This is a genomic window from Bradyrhizobium sp. 2S1, assembly GCF_011516625.5.
Classification (GTDB): Bacteria; Pseudomonadota; Alphaproteobacteria; order Rhizobiales; family Xanthobacteraceae; genus Bradyrhizobium; species Bradyrhizobium septentrionale.
The window spans coordinates 110366-132554 of sequence record NZ_CP147719.1; the positions used below are offsets into that span (position 1 = coordinate 110366).

A 22189-nucleotide genomic window follows, 5' to 3' on the forward strand; every position below is an offset into this window, starting at 1 on the left:
ATGACAGATATTGTTAGGGTCAGTTTGGAAAATCTGGATGTAGAAGGCTTGAGCAAGCTTCTAGTCCTCGCCAAGGAGAGAAACCAGAGTAGCAGCCGAAAAGCTACGTTGATACGAAAGGTCGGGCGCGAAACCGCGCTAGCACCATCGTTTGCGCAGCAGCGGCTGTGGTTTTTGGCGCAGCTGGATCAGGGCAGCACGCAGTATCACATTCGGCTGGCGTGGCGGCTGAAGGGTGGGCTCGACCGCAGCGCCTGGCAACGCAGCCTGGACCGTTTGTTTGCGCGGCATGAGGCGCTGCGCAGCGTCTTTGTCACCTCGGAGGGCAAGCTCCGGGTTGAGCTTCTGCCGGAGGAGGCGGGGCTGCCGGTCGTGGAGCACGATCTGCGGGGCAGGCTGGATGCGGACGCCGCGCTGTCGCAGCTGTGCCAGCAGGAGGCGCGCACGCCGTTTGATCTGGCGCGGGGCCCGCTGATCCGCGGCCGGCTGATCCGGCTGTCGGACGAGGCGCACGTGTTGCTGCTGACCCAGCACCACATCGTCTCGGACGGCTGGTCGCTGGGCGTGTTGGTGGGCGAGCTCACTCAGCTGTACCGGGCATTCGCGGCTGGGCAGGACGATCCGCTGCCGCCGCTTGCGATCCAGTATCCGGACTATGCTGCCTGGCAACGGCAGTGGCTGTCGGGGGAACGGCTGCAGCGCCAGGCGCAGTATTGGCGCAGCAATCTGTCCGGCGCGCCGGCCCGTCTGGCGCTGCCGACGGACCGGCCGCGGCCGGCGCAACAGTCGTTTGCCGGGGCGACGGTCCCGATCATCATTGATGCGGATCTGACGCGGGGGCTGAAGCGGCTGAGCCGGCAGCATGGCACGACATTGTTCATGACCGTGCTGGCGGGGTGGGCTGCGGTGCTGTCGCGTCTGTCGGGACAGGACGATCTTGTGATCGGGGTGCCGAGTGCCAATCGGGGGCACCGCGAGATCGAAGAGCTGATCGGCTTCTTCGTCAACACCCTGGCGCTCCGGCTGGACCTGTCGGGCGAGCCGAGCGTGTCGGAGCTGTTGGAGCGGACGCGGCGCACGGCGTTGGGAGCGCAGGAGCACCAGGAGCTGCCGTTCGAGCAGGTGGTGGAGATCGTGCAGCCGCCGCGGGCTCTTGATCATACGCCGTTGTTCCAGGTGATGCTGGCCTGGGAGAACAATGCGGTTGGGTCATTGGACCTGCCGGGGCTGAGTGTGGAAGCTGCCGGGGAAGAGATTGATCAGGTCAAGTTCGATCTGGAGCTGAGCCTTGGCGAGCAGGGTGAGGAGATCGCCGGAACGCTGGCTTATGCCACCGCGCTGTTTGATCAGACGACGATCGAGCGGCAGCGGGATTATCTGCTGGCGCTGCTGCGGGCGATGGCTGCCGATGCGCAGCAAGAGGTCGGGCGGATTGAGCTGCTGTCGGCCGCCGAGCGCACCTATCTGCTGGAGGAGCTGAACCGGACGGCGGCACCGTACCCTGCGGAGCGGTGCATCCACGAACTGTTCGAGGCGCAGGTGCACAAGGCGCCGGATGCAGTGGCGGTGGTCTGCGATGATGAGCGGCTGAGCTATGGCGAGCTCAACGCGAAGGCCAACTGCCTGGCGCATCACCTGATCGCTCTCGGCGTCAAACCTGGGGATCGCATTGCCACCGTGCTGGACCGCTCGGCCGCTCTTGTGGTGGCACAGCTGGCGATTCTGAAGGCCGGCGGCGTGTATGTACCGATTGATCGCGCCCTTCCGGTGGCGCGACAAGAATTGTTGATGGCCGATTGTGCTGCACGCTTGGTGCTTTGCGCTGATGATCTGGTTGAGGCGAGGATACCTGTTCGTGCTATTGAGCCGCTCATAGCTGGCACGGAATGTAGTTCCGATCCTGGGCTGGCGTTGAGCGCTGAAACCGCCGCTTACGTCATGTACACCTCCGGCTCAACTGGCCTTCCCAAAGGAGTTGTTGTTCCTCATCGTGCCGTCAACCGGCTCGTGATCAACAGTGGGTATGTGAAGATCGATGCAGGAGATCGGGTGGCATGGGCTGGCAATCCCTCCTTCGACGCAAGCACATTCGAGGTATGGGCACCGCTGCTTAACGGTGGTTGCATTGTTGCCATGCATGCGGCCACCGTCAGGGATACTGCTAATGTTGCCCGGGCGCTTGAACAGCATCGGGTGACGTCACTGTTTCTGACAACAGCATTATTCAACCAATATACATCCTCGATTGCTCCGACTTTGGCGCAACTGAAGCACCTCCTCTGTGGGGGTGAGCGCAGTGATCTTGCCTCGTTTCTGAGATTGCTGAAAGAAAAGGGGCCCGTACGTCTTATTCACTGCTACGGCCCGACTGAGACGACCACCTTCGCAACGTTCTGGACTTGCCCGGCTGATTTCAAGGGGTCGGTGGTCCCAATCGGGCGCCCAATTGCCAACACGCGGGTGTACCTGCTGGATGGCCATGGCGCGCCGGTGCCGTTCGGGGCGGTGGGCGAGCTTTACATCGGCGGGGCGGGGGTGGCGCGGGGCTACCTGAACCGCCCTGAGCTGACGGCGGAGCGGTTCATCGCCAGCCCCTTTGTGGACGGCGACCGGCTGTACCGGACCGGCGACCTGGCACGCTACCTGGCGGGCGGCAATCTGGAGTTTTTGGGGCGCAACGACGACCAGGTGAAGATCCGCGGCTATCGCATCGAGCCGGGCGAGATCGTCGCGCGGCTTTGCGAGCACGCCTGGGTGCGCGAGGCGGTGGTGGTGGCGCGCCAGAGCGGCGGCGGTGACAAGCATCTTATCGCCTATGTGGTCTGCGCGCCCGAGGCCGGCTCGGGCGAGGGCGAGGGAGGCGGGCTTGCGGGCGCCTTGCGCGCGCACTTAAGTGCGCGGCTGCCGGACTACATGGTGCCGAGCGCGTTCGTGCAGCTGGCGGGGCTGCCGCTGACGGTGAACGGCAAGCTCGATCGGAACGCGCTGCCGGCGCCGGCCGATCAGGCCTATGCGCTGGCGGCCTATGAATCGCCGCAGGGCGAGATCGAGACGGCGCTGGCAACGATCTGGGCCGAGCTTCTCGGTGTGGAGCGCATCGGGCGCCACGATCACTTCTTCGAACTGGGCGGCCACTCGCTGTTGGCAGTACAGATGTCGAGCCGGCTGTCGCAGGCGCAGGGTGTCGAGCTGCCGCTGCGGACGCTGTTTGCAAGACCGGTGCTGGCCGATCTGGCGGCAAGCATCGTCGAGCTGTTGAGCCGCTGCGGTCCGCAAGAGCTGCCGGCGATTGTGGCCGTGTCACGTCACGAGCCGCTTGTGCTGTCATTTGCGCAGCAGCGGCTGTGGTTTTTGGCGCAGCTGGATCAGGGCAGCACGCACTATCACGTGCCGCTGGCGTGGCGGCTGAAGGGTGGGCTCGACCGCAGCGCCTGGCAACGCAGCCTGGACCGTTTGTTTGCGCGGCATGAGGCGCTGCGCAGCGTCTTTGTCACCTCGGAAGGCAAGCTCCGGGTTGAGCTTCTGCCGGAGGAGGCGGGGCTGCCGGTCGTGGAGCACGATCTGCGGGGCAGGCTGGATGCGGACGCCGCGCTGTCGCAGCTGTGCCAGCAGGAGGCGCGCACGCCGTTTGATCTGGCGCGGGGCCCGCTGATCCGCGGCCGGCTGATCCGGCTGTCGGACGAGGCACACGTGTTGCTGCTGACCCAGCACCACATCGTCTCGGACGGCTGGTCGCTGGGCGTGTTGGTGGGCGAGCTCACTCAGCTGTACCGGGCATTCGCGGCTGGGCAGGACGATCCGCTGCCGCCGCTTGCGATCCAGTATCCGGACTATGCTGCCTGGCAACGGCAGTGGCTGTCGGGGGAACGGCTGCAGCGCCAGGCGCAGTATTGGCGCAGCAATCTGTCCGGCGCGCCGGCCCGTCTGGCGCTGCCGACGGACCGGCCGCGGCCGGCGCAACAGTCGTTTGCCGGGGCGACGGTCCCGATCATCATTGATGCGGATCTGACGCGGGGGCTGAAGCGGCTGAGCCGGCAGCATGGCACGACATTGTTCATGACCGTGCTGGCGGGGTGGGCTGCGGTGCTGTCGCGTCTGTCGGGACAGGACGATCTTGTGATCGGGGTGCCGAGTGCCAATCGGGGGCACCGCGAGATCGAAGAGCTGATCGGCTTCTTCGTCAACACCCTGGCGCTCCGGCTGGACCTGTCGGGCGAGCCGAGCGTGTCGGAGCTGTTGGAGCGGACGCGGCGCACGGCGTTGGGAGCGCAGGAGCACCAGGAGCTGCCGTTCGAGCAGGTGGTGGAGATCGTGCAGCCGCCGCGGGCTCTTGATCATACGCCGTTGTTCCAGGTGATGCTGGCCTGGGAGAACAATGCGGTTGGGTCATTGGACCTGCCGGGGCTGAGTGTGGAAGCTGCCGGGGAAGAGATTGATCAGGTCAAGTTCGATCTGGAGCTGAGCCTTGGCGAGCAGGGTGAGGAGATCGCCGGAACGCTGGCTTATGCCACCGCGCTGTTTGATCAGACGACGATCGAGCGGCAGCGGGATTATCTGCTGGCGCTGCTGCGGGCGATGGCTGCCGATGCGCAGCAAGAGGTCGGGCGGATTGAGCTGCTGTCGGCCGCCGAGCGCACCTATCTGCTGGAGGAGCTGAACCGGACGGCGGCACCGTATCCTGCGGACAAGTGCATCCAGGAGCTGTTCGAGGCGCAGGTGCGCAAGGCGCCGGAGGCGGTGGCGCTGGTCTATCAGGACCAGCGCGTAAGCTATGGCGCGCTCAATGCGCACGCCAACCAGCTGGCGCATCATCTGATCGCCCTCGGGGTGAAGCCGGATCAGCCGGTGGCAATCTGCGTTGCGCGCAGTCCGCTGATGGTGGTGGGGCTTTTGGCGATCCTGAAGGCCGGCGGGGCGTATGTGCCGCTGGACCCGGCCTATCCGTCGGCGCGGTTGCGCCAGGTGCTGGAGGATGCGGCGCCGCGGCTGCTGCTGACCGATGCGGCGGGCCGCGCCGCCTTGGGCGATGTGGGCCTCGATGCGAGCGTGCTGGAACTCGATGCGGCGGCACCGGCCTGGGCCAGCCTGCCGGAATCGGATCCGGACCCGCGCGCGCTCGGCCTCACCTCCCGCCATCTCGCCTACGTGATCTACACCTCGGGATCCACCGGTACGCCCAAGGGCGTCATGGTCGAGCATCGGAGCTTGGTCAATTATCTCTCCTGGGCCCGCGATGCGTACGCTCCCAGATCATCCTCCGTGATTTCCTCGCCTCTGGTCTTCGATGCGACAATCAACAGCCTGTTTGCGCCTCTGATCTGTGGTGGCCATGCATTCCTTATAAAGGAGAGAGATGAGGTCGAAGGACTCAAAGAGACGGTCCGCTCGGACTGCGGGATCGTCAATATTACCCCGAGCCATCTGAATGCTCTTGGGCAACAGATGCTAGCGGACTCGGCGCCGAGCCGCGTTGGATTGCTTATCATCGGCGGTGAAGCGCTGTCGCATTCGACAGTGGAGTTGTGGCGCAGGATCCAGCCCACGGTGAGAATGGTGAACGAGTACGGCCCAACTGAAGCAGTTGTCGGTTGTATCTTCTATGACATTCCGAGAGAGCCATCTCTACCCAGCAACATCCCGATTGGCCGTCCGATTGCGAACACGCGTGTGTATCTGCTGGACGATCATGGGGAGCCGGTGCCGTTCGGGGCGGTGGGCGAGCTCTGCATTGGCGGTGCGGGGGTGGCGCGGGGCTACCTGAACCGCCCTGAGCTGACGGCGGAGCGGTTCATCGCCAGCCCCTTTGTGGACGGCGACCGGCTGTACCGGACCGGCGACCTGGCACGCTACCTGGCGGACGGCAATCTGGAGTTTTGGGGGCGCAACGACGAGCAGGTGAAGATCCGCGGCTTCCGGATCGAGCCGGGCGAGATCGCGGCGCGGCTCCTCGAGCATCCGGCGGTGGGTGATGCGGTGGTGGTGGCGCGCGAGGATGGCCGCGGCGAGCAGCGGCTCGTTGCGTATGTCGTCGCCCCCGAAGCTGAGGAATCTGATCTTGCCGGGGGTTTGCGCGCACACTTGAGTGCGCGGCTGCCGGACTACATGGTGCCGTCTGCGTTCGTGCGGCTGGCGGGGCTGCCGCTGACGGTGAACGGCAAGGTCGATCGGAACGCGCTGCCGGCCCCGGGCGAGGAGGCGTATGCGCATCGCGCCTACGCGCCGCCGCAGGGCGAGATCGAGACGGCGCTGGCAACAATCTGGGCCGAGCTTCTCGGTGTGGAGCGCATCGGGCGCCACGATCACTTCTTCGAACTGGGCGGCCACTCGCTGTTGGCGGTACAGTTGATGGAGCTTCTGCGGCGGCGGTCGCTGGGCATCGAAGTGCGCACCCTGTTCGCCCAGCCGGTGCTGGCGGATCTGGCCGCAAGCCTCGGCCACCATCAGGAGGTGGCGGTCCCGGCCAACCTGATCACCGAACGGAGTGCGGCGATCACGCCACAGATGCTGCCGCTGATCGAGCTGGCACAGGACGAGATCGACCGGATCATCGCCACGGTGCCCGGCGGGGTTGGCAACATCCAGGACATTTACGGCCTGTCGCCGCTGCAGGACGGCATCCTGTTCCATCATCTGCTGGCGGCAAAGGGCGATCCATACCTGCTGGTATCGCAGATGGCGTTTGCCGAGCGTGGGCTGCTCGAGCGCTATCTTGCCGCGGTCCAGCGGGTGGTGGATCGGCATGACATCCTGCGCACCTCGTTTGTCTGGGAGGGGCTGTCGCAGCCGGCCCAGGTGGTGTGGCGGAAGGCGCAACTGGAGGTGACCGAGGTCGAGCTGGATGGCGCTCATGGTGCTGGCGCCGAGCAGCTGAGGGAGCGGTTTGATCCGCGCCGGCACCGCATCGAGCTTGGCCGGGCGCCACTGCTGCGGTTTGTGATTGCGCGCGAGCCCGGCAGCGCGCGCTGGCTGCTGCTGGAGCTGCAGCATCATCTGATCGGGGATCACACCACGCTGGACGTGATGCATGCTGAGGTCCGGGCCGAGCTGGAGGGGCGCCAGCATGAGCTGCCGGCGCCGCAGCCGTTCCGCAATCTGGTGGCGCAGGTGCATCTACGCGGTGATGCCGAGGCGGACGAAGCGTTCTTCCGGGAGCTGCTGGCCGACATCGACGAGCCGACCACGCCGTTCGGCTTGAGCGAGGTGCGCGGCGACGGCGGCGGGGTTCGTGAGGCGCATCGGTTGTTGCCGCCGGCGCTCCATGCGCGGCTGCGGGAACAGGCGCGGCGGCTGGGCGTCAGTCTGGCAAGCCTGTGCCATCTGGCGTGGGGGCAGGTGGTGGCGCGCAGCAGCGGCCGCGAGCAGGTGGTGTTCGGCACGGTGCTGTTCGGCCGCCTGCAGGGCAACGCCGGCGCCGACCGCGCCATGGGGCTGTTCATCAACACCCTGCCGCTGCGGCTTGATCTTGATGGGACTGCGGTCGAGGCGAGCGTGCGAACCACGCATGCCCGGCTGGCCGAGCTGCTGGCACATGAGCATGCCTCGCTGGCGCTGGCGCAGCGCTGCAGTGCCATTGCGGCGCCGGCGCCGCTGTTCAGCGCGTTGTTGAACTACCGCCACAACACCGCGGCGGTCGCCACCGCAACCGATGACAGTCTGGTGGGCGTGGAATGGCTGGGCGGGGAGGAGCGCACCAATTATCCGCTGACCTTGTCAGTGGAGGATTTTGGCGAGGCGCTCGGGCTGACGGCGCAGGTGGCGGAGCCTATCTCGGCGGATCGGATCTGCGGCTACATGCAGCGGGCGCTCGAGCAGCTGGCAGAGGCGCTGGAGCGGGCGCCGGACACGCCGGTGCGGGAGCTGGACATCCTGCCAGCGGACGAGCGTACCTATCTGCTGGAGGAGCTGAACCGGACGGCGGCACCGTATCCTGCGGACAAGTGCATCCAGGAGCTGTTCGAGGCGCAGGTGCGCAAGGCGCCGGAGGCGGTGGCGCTGGTCTATCAGGACCAGCGCGTAAGCTATGGCGCGCTCAATGCGCACGCCAACCAGCTGGCGCATCATCTGATCGCCCTCGGGGTGAAGCCGGATCAGCCGGTGGCAATCTGCGTTGCGCGCAGTCCGCTGATGGTGGTGGGGCTTTTGGCGATCCTGAAGGCCGGCGGGGCGTATGTGCCGCTGGACCCGGCCTATCCGTCGGCGCGGTTGCGCCAGGTGCTGGAGGATGCGGCGCCGCGGCTGCTGCTGACCGATGCGGCGGGCCGCGCCGCCTTGGGCGATGTGGGCCTCGATGCGAGCGTGCTGGAGCTCGATGCGGCGGCACCGGCCTGGGCCAGCCTGCCGGAATCGGATCCGGATACGCGCGCGCTCGGCCTCACCTCCCGCCATCTCGCCTACGTGATCTACACCTCGGGATCCACCGGTACGCCCAAGGGCGTCATGGTCGAGCATGCTCAGATCGTTCGTTTGTTCGAGGCGACGCAGGAATGGTATGGGTTCACTGAACAGGACGTATGGTGCCTGTTCCATTCCTTCTCGTTCGACTTCTCGGTGTGGGAGTTGTGGGGCGCACTGCGTTATGGCGGTCGTTTGATTCTTGTGCCGAGCGACACCGCTCGCTCTGCTCCTGACTTCGATGATCTCATCTGCAAGTCCGGCGTTACAGTTCTGAATCAGACCCCTTCGGCTTTTAAAGCTCTTGTGGATCTGGAGCGTCAGCGCGGTGCTCGAAACCGCCTTCGCTACGTTATTTTGGGTGGAGAGGCTCTGGAGCCATCGATTCTGAAGCCGTGGTATGCAAGGCATTCAGATCGTGCACCACAATTGATCAACATGTACGGTATTACGGAAACGACCGTGCATGTCACCTATCGGTCTCTTGATCAGTCTGACACCACCGATTCGGGCAGTCAGATCGGAAGGCGCATTCCCGATCTTCGGATCTATCTGCTGGACGATCATGGGGAGCCGGTGCCGTTCGGGGCGGTGGGCGAGCTCTGCATTGGCGGTGCGGGGGTGGCGCGGGGCTACCTGAACCGCCCTGAGCTGACGGCGGAGCGGTTCATCGCCAGCCCCTTTGTGGACGGCGACCGGCTGTACCGGACCGGCGACCTGGCACGCTACCTGGCGGACGGCAATCTGGAGTTTTTGGGGCGCAACGACGAGCAGGTGAAGATCCGCGGCTTCCGGATCGAGCCGGGCGAGATCGCGGCGCGGCTCCTCGAGCATCCGGCGGTGGGTGATGCGGTGGTGGTGGCGCGCGAGGATGGCCGCGGCGAGCAGCGGCTCGTTGCGTATGTCGTCGCCCCCGAAGCTGAGGAATCTGATCTTGCCGGGGGTTTGCGCGCACACTTGAGTGCGCGGCTGCCGGACTACATGGTGCCGTCTGCGTTCGTGCGGCTGGCGGGGCTGCCGCTGACGGTGAACGGCAAGGTCGATCGGAACGCGCTGCCGGCCCCGGGCGAGGAGGCGTATGCGCATCGCGCCTACGCGCCGCCGCAGGGCGAGATCGAGACGGCGCTGGCAACAATCTGGGCCGAGCTTCTCGGTGTGGAGCGCATCGGGCGCCACGATCACTTCTTCGAACTGGGCGGCCACTCGCTGTTGGCAGTACAGATGTCGAGCCGGCTGTCGCAGGCGCAGGGTGTCGAGCTGCCGCTGCGGACGCTGTTTGCAAGACCGGTGCTGGCCGATCTGGCGGCAAGCATCGTCGAGCTGTTGAGCCGCTGCGGTCCGCAAGAGCTGCCGGCGATTGTGGCCGTGTCACGTCACGAGCCGCTTGTGCTGTCATTTGCGCAGCAGCGGCTGTGGTTTTTGGCGCAGCTGGATCAGGGCAGCACGCACTATCACGTGCCGCTGGCGTGGCGGCTGAAGGGTGGGCTCGACCGCAGCGCCTGGCAACGCAGCCTGGACCGTTTGTTTGCGCGGCATGAGGCGCTGCGCAGCGTCTTTGTCACCTCGGAAGGCAAGCTCCGGGTTGAGCTTCTGCCGGAGGAGGCGGGGCTGCCGGTCGTGGAGCACGATCTGCGGGGCAGGCTGGATGCGGACGCCGCGCTGTCGCAGCTGTGCCAGCAGGAGGCGCGCACGCCGTTTGATCTGGCGCGGGGCCCGCTGATCCGCGGCCGGCTGATCCGGCTGTCGGACGAGGCACACGTGTTGCTGCTGACCCAGCACCACATCGTCTCGGACGGCTGGTCGCTGGGCGTGTTGGTGGGCGAGCTCACTCAGCTGTACCGGGCATTCGCGGCTGGGCAGGACGATCCGCTGCCGCCGCTTGCGATCCAGTATCCGGACTATGCTGCCTGGCAACGGCAGTGGCTGTCGGGGGAACGGCTGCAGCGCCAGGCGCAGTATTGGCGCAGCAATCTGTCCGGCGCGCCGGCCCGTCTGGCGCTGCCGACGGACCGGCCGCGGCCGGCGCAACAGTCGTTTGCCGGGGCGACGGTCCCGATCATCATTGATGCGGATCTGACGCGGGGGCTGAAGCGGCTGAGCCGGCAGCATGGCACGACATTGTTCATGACCGTGCTGGCGGGGTGGGCTGCGGTGCTGTCGCGTCTGTCGGGACAGGACGATCTTGTGATCGGGGTGCCGAGTGCCAATCGGGGGCACCGCGAGATCGAAGAGCTGATCGGCTTCTTCGTCAACACCCTGGCGCTCCGGCTGGACCTGTCGGGCGAGCCGAGCGTGTCGGAGCTGTTGGAGCGGACGCGGCGCACGGCGTTGGGAGCGCAGGAGCACCAGGAGCTGCCGTTCGAGCAGGTGGTGGAGATCGTGCAGCCGCCGCGGGCTCTTGATCATACGCCGTTGTTCCAGGTGATGCTGGCCTGGGAGAACAATGCGGTTGGGTCATTGGACCTGCCGGGGCTGAGTGTGGAAGCTGCCGGGGAAGAGATTGATCAGGTCAAGTTCGATCTGGAGCTGAGCCTTGGCGAGCAGGGTGAGGAGATCGCCGGAACGCTGGCTTATGCCACCGCGCTGTTTGATCAGACGACGATCGAGCGGCAGCGGGATTATCTGCTGGCGCTGCTGCGGGCGATGGCTGCCGATGCGCAGCAAGAGGTCGGGCGGATTGAGCTGCTGTCGGCCGCCGAGCGCACCTATCTGCTGGAGGAGCTGAACCGGACGGCGGCACCGTATCCTGCGGACAAGTGCATCCAGGAGCTGTTCGAGGCGCAGGTGCGCAAGGCGCCGGAGGCGGTGGCGCTGGTCTATCAGGACCAGCGCGTAAGCTATGGCGCGCTCAATGCGCACGCCAACCAGCTGGCGCATCATCTGATCGCCCTCGGGGTGAAGCCGGATCAGCCGGTGGCAATCTGCGTTGCGCGCAGTCCGCTGATGGTGGTGGGGCTTTTGGCGATCCTGAAGGCCGGCGGGGCGTATGTGCCGCTGGACCCGGCCTATCCGTCGGCGCGGTTGCGCCAGGTGCTGGAGGATGCGGCGCCGCGGCTGCTGCTGACCGATGCGGCGGGCCGCGCCGCCTTGGGCGATGTGGGCCTCGATGCGAGCGTGCTGGAACTCGATGCGGCGGCACCGGCCTGGGCCAGCCTGCCGGAATCGGATCCGGACCCGCGCGCGCTCGGCCTCACCTCCCGCCATCTCGCCTACGTGATCTACACCTCGGGATCCACCGGTACGCCCAAGGGCGTCATGGTCGAGCATCGGAGCTTGGTCAATTATCTCTCCTGGGCCCGCGATGCGTACGCTCCCAGATCATCCTCCGTGATTTCCTCGCCTCTGGTCTTCGATGCGACAATCAACAGCCTGTTTGCGCCTCTGATCTGTGGTGGCCATGCATTCCTTATAAAGGAGAGAGATGAGGTCGAAGGACTCAAAGAGACGGTCCGCTCGGACTGCGGGATCGTCAATATTACCCCGAGCCATCTGAATGCTCTTGGGCAACAGATGCTAGCGGACTCGGCGCCGAGCCGCGTTGGATTGCTTATCATCGGCGGTGAAGCGCTGTCGCATTCGACAGTGGAGTTGTGGCGCAGGATCCAGCCCACGGTGAGAATGGTGAACGAGTACGGCCCAACTGAAGCAGTTGTCGGTTGTATCTTCTATGACATTCCGAGAGAGCCATCTCTACCCAGCAACATCCCGATTGGCCGTCCGATTGCGAACACGCGTGTGTATCTGCTGGACGATCATGGGGAGCCGGTGCCGTTCGGGGCGGTGGGCGAGCTCTGCATTGGCGGTGCGGGGGTGGCGCGGGGCTACCTGAACCGCCCTGAGCTGACGGCGGAGCGGTTCATCGCCAGCCCCTTTGTGGACGGCGACCGGCTGTACCGGACCGGCGACCTGGCACGCTACCTGGCGGACGGCAATCTGGAGTTTTGGGGGCGCAACGACGAGCAGGTGAAGATCCGCGGCTTCCGGATCGAGCCGGGCGAGATCGCGGCGCGGCTCCTCGAGCATCCGGCGGTGGGTGATGCGGTGGTGGTGGCGCGCGAGGATGGCCGCGGCGAGCAGCGGCTCGTTGCGTATGTCGTCGCCCCCGAAGCTGAGGAATCTGATCTTGCCGGGGGTTTGCGCGCACACTTGAGTGCGCGGCTGCCGGACTACATGGTGCCGTCTGCGTTCGTGCGGCTGGCGGGGCTGCCGCTGACGGTGAACGGCAAGGTCGATCGGAACGCGCTGCCGGCCCCGGGCGAGGAGGCGTATGCGCATCGCGCCTACGCGCCGCCGCAGGGCGAGATCGAGACGGCGCTGGCAACAATCTGGGCCGAGCTTCTCGGTGTGGAGCGCATCGGGCGCCACGATCACTTCTTCGAACTGGGCGGCCACTCGCTGTTGGCGGTACAGTTGATGGAGCTTCTGCGGCGGCGGTCGCTGGGCATCGAAGTGCGCACCCTGTTCGCCCAGCCGGTGCTGGCGGATCTGGCCGCAAGCCTCGGCCACCATCAGGAGGTGGCGGTCCCGGCCAACCTGATCACCGAACGGAGTGCGGCGATCACGCCACAGATGCTGCCGCTGATCGAGCTGGCACAGGACGAGATCGACCGGATCATCGCCACGGTGCCCGGCGGGGTTGGCAACATCCAGGACATTTACGGCCTGTCGCCGCTGCAGGACGGCATCCTGTTCCATCATCTGCTGGCGGCAAAGGGCGATCCATACCTGCTGGTATCGCAGATGGCGTTTGCCGAGCGTGGGCTGCTCGAGCGCTATCTTGCCGCGGTCCAGCGGGTGGTGGATCGGCATGACATCCTGCGCACCTCGTTTGTCTGGGAGGGGCTGTCGCAGCCGGCCCAGGTGGTGTGGCGGAAGGCGCAACTGGAGGTGACCGAGGTCGAGCTGGATGGCGCTCATGGTGCTGGCGCCGAGCAGCTGAGGGAGCGGTTTGATCCGCGCCGGCACCGCATCGAGCTTGGCCGGGCGCCACTGCTGCGGTTTGTGATTGCGCGCGAGCCCGGCAGCGCGCGCTGGCTGCTGCTGGAGCTGCAGCATCATCTGATCGGGGATCACACCACGCTGGACGTGATGCATGCTGAGGTCCGGGCCGAGCTGGAGGGGCGCCAGCATGAGCTGCCGGCGCCGCAGCCGTTCCGCAATCTGGTGGCGCAGGTGCATCTACGCGGTGATGCCGAGGCGGACGAAGCGTTCTTCCGGGAGCTGCTGGCCGACATCGACGAGCCGACCACGCCGTTCGGCTTGAGCGAGGTGCGCGGCGACGGCGGCGGGGTTCGTGAGGCGCATCGGTTGTTGCCGCCGGCGCTCCATGCGCGGCTGCGGGAACAGGCGCGGCGGCTGGGCGTCAGTCTGGCAAGCCTGTGCCATCTGGCGTGGGGGCAGGTGGTGGCGCGCAGCAGCGGCCGCGAGCAGGTGGTGTTCGGCACGGTGCTGTTCGGCCGCCTGCAGGGCAACGCCGGCGCCGACCGCGCCATGGGGCTGTTCATCAACACCCTGCCGCTGCGGCTTGATCTTGATGGGACTGCGGTCGAGGCGAGCGTGCGAACCACGCATGCCCGGCTGGCCGAGCTGCTGGCACATGAGCATGCCTCGCTGGCGCTGGCGCAGCGCTGCAGTGCCATTGCGGCGCCGGCGCCGCTGTTCAGCGCGTTGTTGAACTACCGCCACAACACCGCGGCGGTCGCCACCGCAACCGATGACAGTCTGGTGGGCGTGGAATGGCTGGGCGGGGAGGAGCGCACCAATTATCCGCTGACCTTGTCAGTGGAGGATTTTGGCGAGGCGCTCGGGCTGACGGCGCAGGTGGCGGAGCCTATCTCGGCGGATCGGATCTGCGGCTACATGCAGCGGGCGCTCGAGCAGCTGGCAGAGGCGCTGGAGCGGGCGCCGGACACGCCGGTGCGGGAGCTGGACATCCTGCCAGCGGACGAGCGTACCTATCTGCTGGAGGAGCTGAACCGGACGGCGGCACCGTATCCTGCGGACAAGTGCATCCAGGAGCTGTTCGAGGCGCAGGTGCGCAAGGCGCCGGAGGCGGTGGCGCTGGTCTATCAGGACCAGCGCGTAAGCTATGGCGCGCTCAATGCGCACGCCAACCAGCTGGCGCATCATCTGATCGCCCTCGGGGTGAAGCCGGATCAGCCGGTGGCAATCTGCGTTGCGCGCAGTCCGCTGATGGTGGTGGGGCTTTTGGCGATCCTGAAGGCCGGCGGGGCGTATGTGCCGCTGGACCCGGCCTATCCGTCGGCGCGGTTGCGCCAGGTGCTGGAGGATGCGGCGCCGCGGCTGCTGCTGACCGATGCGGCGGGCCGCGCCGCCTTGGGCGATGTGGGCCTCGATGCGAGCGTGCTGGAGCTCGATGCGGCGGCACCGGCCTGGGCCAGCCTGCCGGAATCGGATCCGGATACGCGCGCGCTCGGCCTCACCTCCCGCCATCTCGCCTACGTGATCTACACCTCGGGATCCACCGGTACGCCCAAGGGCGTCATGGTCGAGCATCGGAGCACTGTCAACCTGCTGCATTGGAGCAGCGGCGTGTTTGCGGAATCAGAAATCAGCCGGACGCTGTTTGCCACCTCGATCAGCTTTGATCTGTCGATCTACGAGTGCTTCGTTCCACTCTCGCAAGGAACCAGGCTGCACCTTGTCGAGAATGCGCAAACGCAGTCGGATGTCTCCTTAATCAACACCGTCCCTTCGGCGATCGCCGCTCTGCTCGATCAGAAAGCAGTACCGGCTTCGACAAGCGTCATCAATTTGGCCGGCGAGCGGCTGAAGGCGGATCTCATCGCGAAGGCATTTGAGAGCAGTGGTGTCGAGAAGATCTGTAATCTGTACGGTCCTTCCGAGACAACGACCTACTCGACCTGGATTTGCATACGAAGGGGGGACGTTGTCGTTGAAACGATTGGCCGTCCGATTGCGAACACGCGTGTGTATCTGCTGGATGGTCATGGGGAGCCGGTGCCGTTCGGGGCGGTGGGCGAGCTCTGCATTGGCGGTGCGGGGGTGGCGCGGGGCTACCTGAACCGCCCTGAGCTGACGGCGGAGCGGTTCATCGCCAGCCCCTTTGTGGACGGCGACCGGCTGTACCGGACCGGCGACCTGGCACGCTACCTGGCGGACGGCAATCTGGAGTTTTTGGGGCGCAACGACGAGCAGGTGAAGATCCGCGGCTTCCGGATCGAGCCGGGCGAGATCGCGGCGCGGCTCCTCGAGCATCCGGCGGTGGGTGATGCGGTGGTGGTGGCGCGCGAGGATGGCCGCGGCGAGCAGCGGCTCGTTGCGTATGTCGTCGCCCCCGAAGCTGAGGAATCTGATCTTGCCGGGGGTTTGCGCGCACACTTGAGTGCGCGGCTGCCGGACTACATGGTGCCGTCTGCGTTCGTGCGGCTGGCGGGGCTGCCGCTGACGGTGAACGGCAAGGTCGATCGGAACGCGCTGCCGGCCCCGGGCGAGGAGGCGTATGCGCATCGCGCCTACGCGCCGCCGCAGGGCGAGATCGAGACGGCGCTGGCAACGATCTGGGCCGAGCTTCTCGGTGTGGAGCGCATCGGGCGCCACGATCACTTCTTCGAACTGGGCGGCCACTCGCTGTTGGCGGTACAGTTGATGGAGCTTCTGCGGCGGCGGTCGCTGGGCATCGAAGTGCGCACCCTGTTCGCCCAGCCGGTGCTGGCGGATCTGGCCGCAAGCCTCGGCCACCATCAGGAGGTGGCGGTCCCGGCCAACCTGATCACCGAACGGAGTGCGGCGATCACGCCACAGATGCTGCCGCTGATCGAGCTGGCACAGGACGAGATCGACCGGATCATCGCCACGGTGCCCGGCGGGGTTGGCAACATCCAGGACATTTACGGCCTGTCGCCGCTGCAGGACGGCATCCTGTTCCATCATCTGCTGGCGGCAAAGGGCGATCCATACCTGCTGGTATCGCAGATGGCGTTTGCCGAGCGTGGGCTGCTCGAGCGCTATCTTGCCGCGGTCCAGCGGGTGGTGGATCGGCATGACATCCTGCGCACCTCGTTTGTCTGGGAGGGGCTGTCGCAGCCGGCCCAGGTGGTGTGGCGGAAGGCGCAACTGGAGGTGACCGAGGTCGAGCTGGATGGCGCTCATGGTGCTGGCGCCGAGCAGCTGAGGGAGCGGTTTGATCCGCGCCGGCACCGCATCGAGCTTGGCCGGGCGCCACTGCTGCGGTTTGTGATTGCGCGCGAGCCCGGCAGCGCGCGCTGGCTGCTGCTGGAGCTGCAGCATCATCTGATCGGGGATCACACCACGCTGGACGTGATGCATGCTGAGGTCCGGGCCGAGCTGGAGGGGCGCCAGCATGAGCTGCCGGCGCCGCAGCCGTTCCGCAATCTGGTGGCGCAGGTGCATCTACGCGGTGATGCCGAGGCGGACGAAGCGTTCTTCCGGGAGCTGCTGGCCGACATCGACGAGCCGACCACGCCGTTCGGCTTGAGCGAGGTGCGCGGCGACGGCGGCGGGGTTCGTGAGGCGCATCGGTTGTTGCCGCCGGCGCTCCATGCGCGGCTGCGGGAACAGGCGCGGCGGCTGGGCGTCAGTCTGGCAAGCCTGTGCCATCTGGCGTGGGGGCAGGTGGTGGCGCGCAGCAGCGGCCGCGAGCAGGTGGTGTTCGGCACGGTGCTGTTCGGCCGCCTGCAGGGCAACGCCGGCGCCGACCGCGCCATGGGGCTGTTCATCAACACCCTGCCGCTGCGGCTTGATCTTGATGGGACTGCGGTCGAGGCGAGCGTGCGAACCACGCATGCCCGGCTGGCCGAGCTGCTGGCACATGAGCATGCCTCGCTGGCGCTGGCGCAGCGCTGCAGTGCCATTGCGGCGCCGGCGCCGCTGTTCAGCGCGTTGTTGAACTACCGCCACAACACCGCGGCGGTCGCCACCGCAACCGATGACAGTCTGGTGGGCGTGGAATGGCTGGGCGGGGAGGAGCGCACCAATTATCCGCTGACCTTGTCAGTGGAGGATTTTGGCGAGGCGCTCGGGCTGACGGCGCAGGTGGCGGAGCCTATCTCGGCGGATCGGATCTGCGGCTACATGCAGCGGGCGCTCGAGCAGCTGGCAGAGGCGCTGGAGCGGGCGCCGGACACGCCGGTGCGGGAGCTGGACATCCTGCCAGCGGACGAGCGTACCTATCTGCTGGAGGAGCTGAACCGGACGGCGGCACCGTATCCTGCGGACAAGTGCATCCAGGAGCTGTTCGAGGCGCAGGTGCGCAAGGCGCCGGAGGCGGTGGCGCTGGTCTATCAGGACCAGCGCGTAAGCTATGGCGCGCTCAATGCGCACGCCAACCAGCTGGCGCATCATCTGATCGCCCTCGGGGTGAAGCCGGATCAGCCGGTGGCAATCTGCGTTGCGCGCAGTCCGCTGATGGTGGTGGGGCTTTTGGCGATCCTGAAGGCCGGCGGGGCGTATGTGCCGCTGGACCCGGCCTATCCGTCGGCGCGGTTGCGCCAGGTGCTGGAGGATGCGGCGCCGCGGCTGCTGCTGACCGATGCGGCGGGCCGCGCCGCCTTGGGCGATGTGGGCCTCGATGCGAGCGTGCTGGAGCTCGATGCGGCGGCACCGGCCTGGGCCAGCCTGCCGGAATCGGATCCGGACCCGCGCGCGCTCGGCCTCACCTCCCGCCATCTCGCCTACGTGATCTACACCTCGGGATCCACCGGTACGCCCAAGGGCGTCATGGTCGAGCATCGGAGCTTGGTCAATCTTATAATATGGCATGTGCAAACCTTTTGTCGCCAGCCAGAAACCTGCTGCGCGCTCACGGCTGGAGTAGCGTTCGATGCCAGCACCTGGGAGCTATGGTCTGCGTTATGTAACCGCAGCACGTTGCTGCTCCCGCCCAGAGCGTCAGCAGCAGATTCTCTTCTGCTCCAATGGTGGCGTGATCAGTCACCTGACATTGGCTTCTTGATCACCCCGCTCGCGACAATCGCATTGGAGTATAAGCTGGTAAACTCCAAGGTGGAGTACTTGCTTGTTGGCGGTGATCGTCTCCAGCGTGTTCCTGGATCGCTAGCACCGAACCTAAAACTGATAAACAACTATGGACCTACGGAAGCTACCGTAGTGGCGACCTCGGGACGGCTCTTCGCCGAAGACGTAGTGCCGCATATTGGCCGTCCGATTGCGAACACGCGTGTGTATCTGCTGGATGGTCATGGGGAGCCGGTGCCGTTCGGGGCGGTGGGCGAGCTCTGCATTGGCGGTGCGGGGGTGGCGCGGGGCTACCTGAACCGCCCTGAGCTGACGGCGGAGCGGTTCATCGCCAGCCCCTTTGTGGACGGCGACCGGCTGTACCGGACCGGCGACCTGGCACGCTACCTGGCGGGCGGCAATCTGGAGTTTTTGGGGCGCAACGACGAGCAGGTGAAGATCCGCGGCTTCCGGATCGAGCCGGGCGAGATCGCGGCGCGGCTCCTCGAGCATCCGGCGGTGGGTGATGCGGTGGTGGTGGCGCGCGAGGATGGCCGCGGCGAGCAGCGGCTCGTTGCGTATGTCGTCGCCCCCGAAGCTGAGGAATCTGATCTTGCCGGGGGTTTGCGCGCACACTTGAGTGCGCGGCTGCCGGACTACATGGTGCCGTCTGCGTTCGTGCGGCTGGCGGGGCTGCCGCTGACGGTGAACGGCAAGGTCGATCGGAACGCGCTGCCGGCCCCGGGCGAGGAGGCGTATGCGCATCGCGCCTACGCGCCGCCGCAGGGCGAGATCGAGACGGCGCTGGCAACAATCTGGGCCGAGCTTCTCGGTGTGGAGCGCATCGGGCGCCACGATCACTTCTTCGAACTGGGCGGCCACTCGCTGTTGGCGGTACAGTTGATGGAGCTTCTGCGGCGGCGGTCGCTGGGCATCGAAGTGCGCACCCTGTTCGCCCAGCCGGTGCTGGCGGATCTGGCCGCAAGCCTCGGCCACCATCAGGAGGTGGCGGTCCCGGCCAACCTGATCACCGAACGGAGTGCGGCGATCACGCCACAGATGCTGCCGCTGATCGAGCTGGCACAGGACGAGATCGACCGGATCATCGCCACGGTGCCCGGCGGGGTTGGCAACATCCAGGACATTTACGGCCTGTCGCCGCTGCAGGACGGCATCCTGTTCCATCATCTGCTGGCGGCAAAGGGCGATCCATACCTGCTGGTATCGCAGATGGCGTTTGCCGAGCGTGGGCTGCTCGAGCGCTATCTTGCCGCGGTCCAGCGGGTGGTGGATCGGCATGACATCCTGCGCACCTCGTTTGTCTGGGAGGGGCTGTCGCAGCCGGCCCAGGTGGTGTGGCGGAAGGCGCAACTGGAGGTGACCGAGGTCGAGCTGGATGGCGCTCATGGTGCTGGCGCCGAGCAGCTGAGGGAGCGGTTTGATCCGCGCCGGCACCGCATCGAGCTTGGCCGGGCGCCACTGCTGCGGTTTGTGATTGCGCGCGAGCCCGGCAGCGCGCGCTGGCTGCTGCTGGAGCTGCAGCATCATCTGATCGGGGATCACACCACGCTGGACGTGATGCATGCTGAGGTCCGGGCCGAGCTGGAGGGGCGCCAGCATGAGCTGCCGGCGCCGCAGCCGTTCCGCAATCTGGTGGCGCAGGTGCATCTACGCGGTGATGCCGAGGCGGACGAAGCGTTCTTCCGGGAGCTGCTGGCCGACATCGACGAGCCGACCACGCCGTTCGGCTTGAGCGAGGTGCGCGGCGACGGCGGCGGGGTTCGTGAGGCGCATCGGTTGTTGCCGCCGGCGCTCCATGCGCGGCTGCGGGAACAGGCGCGGCGGCTGGGCGTCAGTCTGGCAAGCCTGTGCCATCTGGCGTGGGGGCAGGTGGTGGCGCGCAGCAGCGGCCGCGAGCAGGTGGTGTTCGGCACGGTGCTGTTCGGCCGCCTGCAGGGCAACGCCGGCGCCGACCGCGCCATGGGGCTGTTCATCAACACCCTGCCGCTGCGGCTTGATCTTGATGGGACTGCGGTCGAGGCGAGCGTGCGAACCACGCATGCCCGGCTGGCCGAGCTGCTGGCACATGAGCATGCCTCGCTGGCGCTGGCGCAGCGCTGCAGTGCCATTGCGGCGCCGGCGCCGCTGTTCAGCGCGTTGTTGAACTACCGCCACAACACCGCGGCGGTCGCCACCGCAACCGATGACAGTCTGGTGGGCGTGGAATGGCTGGGCGGGGAGGAGCGCACCAATTATCCGCTGACCTTGTCAGTGGAGGATTTTGGCGAGGCGCTCGGGCTGACGGCGCAGGTGGCGGAGCCTATCTCGGCGGATCGGATCTGCGGCTACATGCAGCGGGCGCTCGAGCAGCTGGCAGAGGCGCTGGAGCGGGCGCCGGACACGCCGGTGCGGGAGCTGGACATCCTGCCAGCGGACGAGCGTACCTATCTGCTGGAGGAGCTGAACCGGACGGCGGCACCGTATCCTGCGGACAAGTGCATCCAGGAGCTGTTCGAGGCGCAGGTGCGCAAGGCGCCGGAGGCGGTGGCGCTGGTCTATCAGGACCAGCGCGTAAGCTATGGCGCGCTCAATGCGCACGCCAACCAGCTGGCGCATCATCTGATCGCCCTCGGGGTGAAGCCGGATCAGCCGGTGGCAATCTGCGTTGCGCGCAGTCCGCTGATGGTGGTGGGGCTTTTGGCGATCCTGAAGGCCGGCGGGGCGTATGTGCCGCTGGACCCGGCCTATCCGTCGGCGCGGTTGCGCCAGGTGCTGGAGGATGCGGCGCCGCGGCTGCTGCTGACCGATGCGGCGGGCCGCGCCGCCTTGGGCGATGTGGGCCTCGATGCGAGCGTGCTGGAGCTCGATGCGGCGGCACCGGCCTGGGCCAGCCTGCCGGAATCGGATCCGGATACGCGCGCGCTCGGCCTCACCTCCCGCCATCTCGCCTACGTGATCTACACCTCGGGATCCACCGGTACGCCTAAAGGGGCCCAGAACGAGCATCGGGCTATCGTCAATCGCCTGATGTGGATGCAAAATGCCTATGGTCTCAACGCAACTGATGTCGTGTTGCAGAAGACGCCATTTAGCTTCGATGTCTCGGCCTGGGAGTTCTTCTGGACCTTGCTTGAAGGGGCAACCCTGGTGCTGGCGCCGCCCGGCGCGCACAGAGATCCCGACGCATTGGTCGACTTGATCATCAGCCAGCGCATCACGACGATTCACTTCGTGCCATCCATGCTGGTCAGTTTTATGGATGCGAAGAGTGTTGACCGCTGCAGGTCGCTGCGGCGTGTTTTATGCAGCGGCGAGGCGCTCCCTGCCGCCAGTGTGCATAGGGTTCGGCGCGTATTGCCCCGGACGGGCCTGCACAATCTCTACGGTCCGACGGAAGCTGCGATCGACGTGACAGCGTGGAGTTGTCCGGCTGAGTTTGATGAGGCCGTTGTCCCGATCGGCCGTCCGATCGCGAACACGCGGATCTATCTGCTGGACGATCATGGGGAGCCGGTGCCGTTCGGGGCGGTGGGCGAGCTCTGCATTGGCGGTGCGGGGGTGGCGCGGGGCTACCTGAACCGCCCTGAGCTGACGGCGGAGCGGTTCATCGCCAGCCCCTTTGTGGACGGCGACCGGCTGTACCGGACCGGCGACCTGGCACGCTACCTGGCGGGCGGCAATCTGGAGTTTTTGGGGCGCAACGACGAGCAGGTGAAGATCCGCGGCTTCCGGATCGAGCCGGGCGAGATCGCGGCGCGGCTCCTCGAGCATCCGGCGGTGGGTGATGCGGTGGTGGTGGCGCGCGAGGATGGCCGCGGCGAGCAGCGGCTCGTTGCGTATG

The 22189-nt window shown here is 66.5% G+C and carries 1 protein-coding gene (only partly in view); it reads left to right on the plus strand.

Annotated elements, in window-relative coordinates:
• A protein-coding gene (locus tag HAP54_RS51655) for a non-ribosomal peptide synthase/polyketide synthase (protein WP_283843040.1) crosses the window boundary here: on the plus strand, positions 1-22189 show its 5' portion. 14036 nt of this gene lie beyond the right edge of the window; 22189 of the gene's 36225 nt are visible here — the first part of the coding sequence; its start codon is at positions 1-3; its stop codon lies beyond the right edge, outside the window.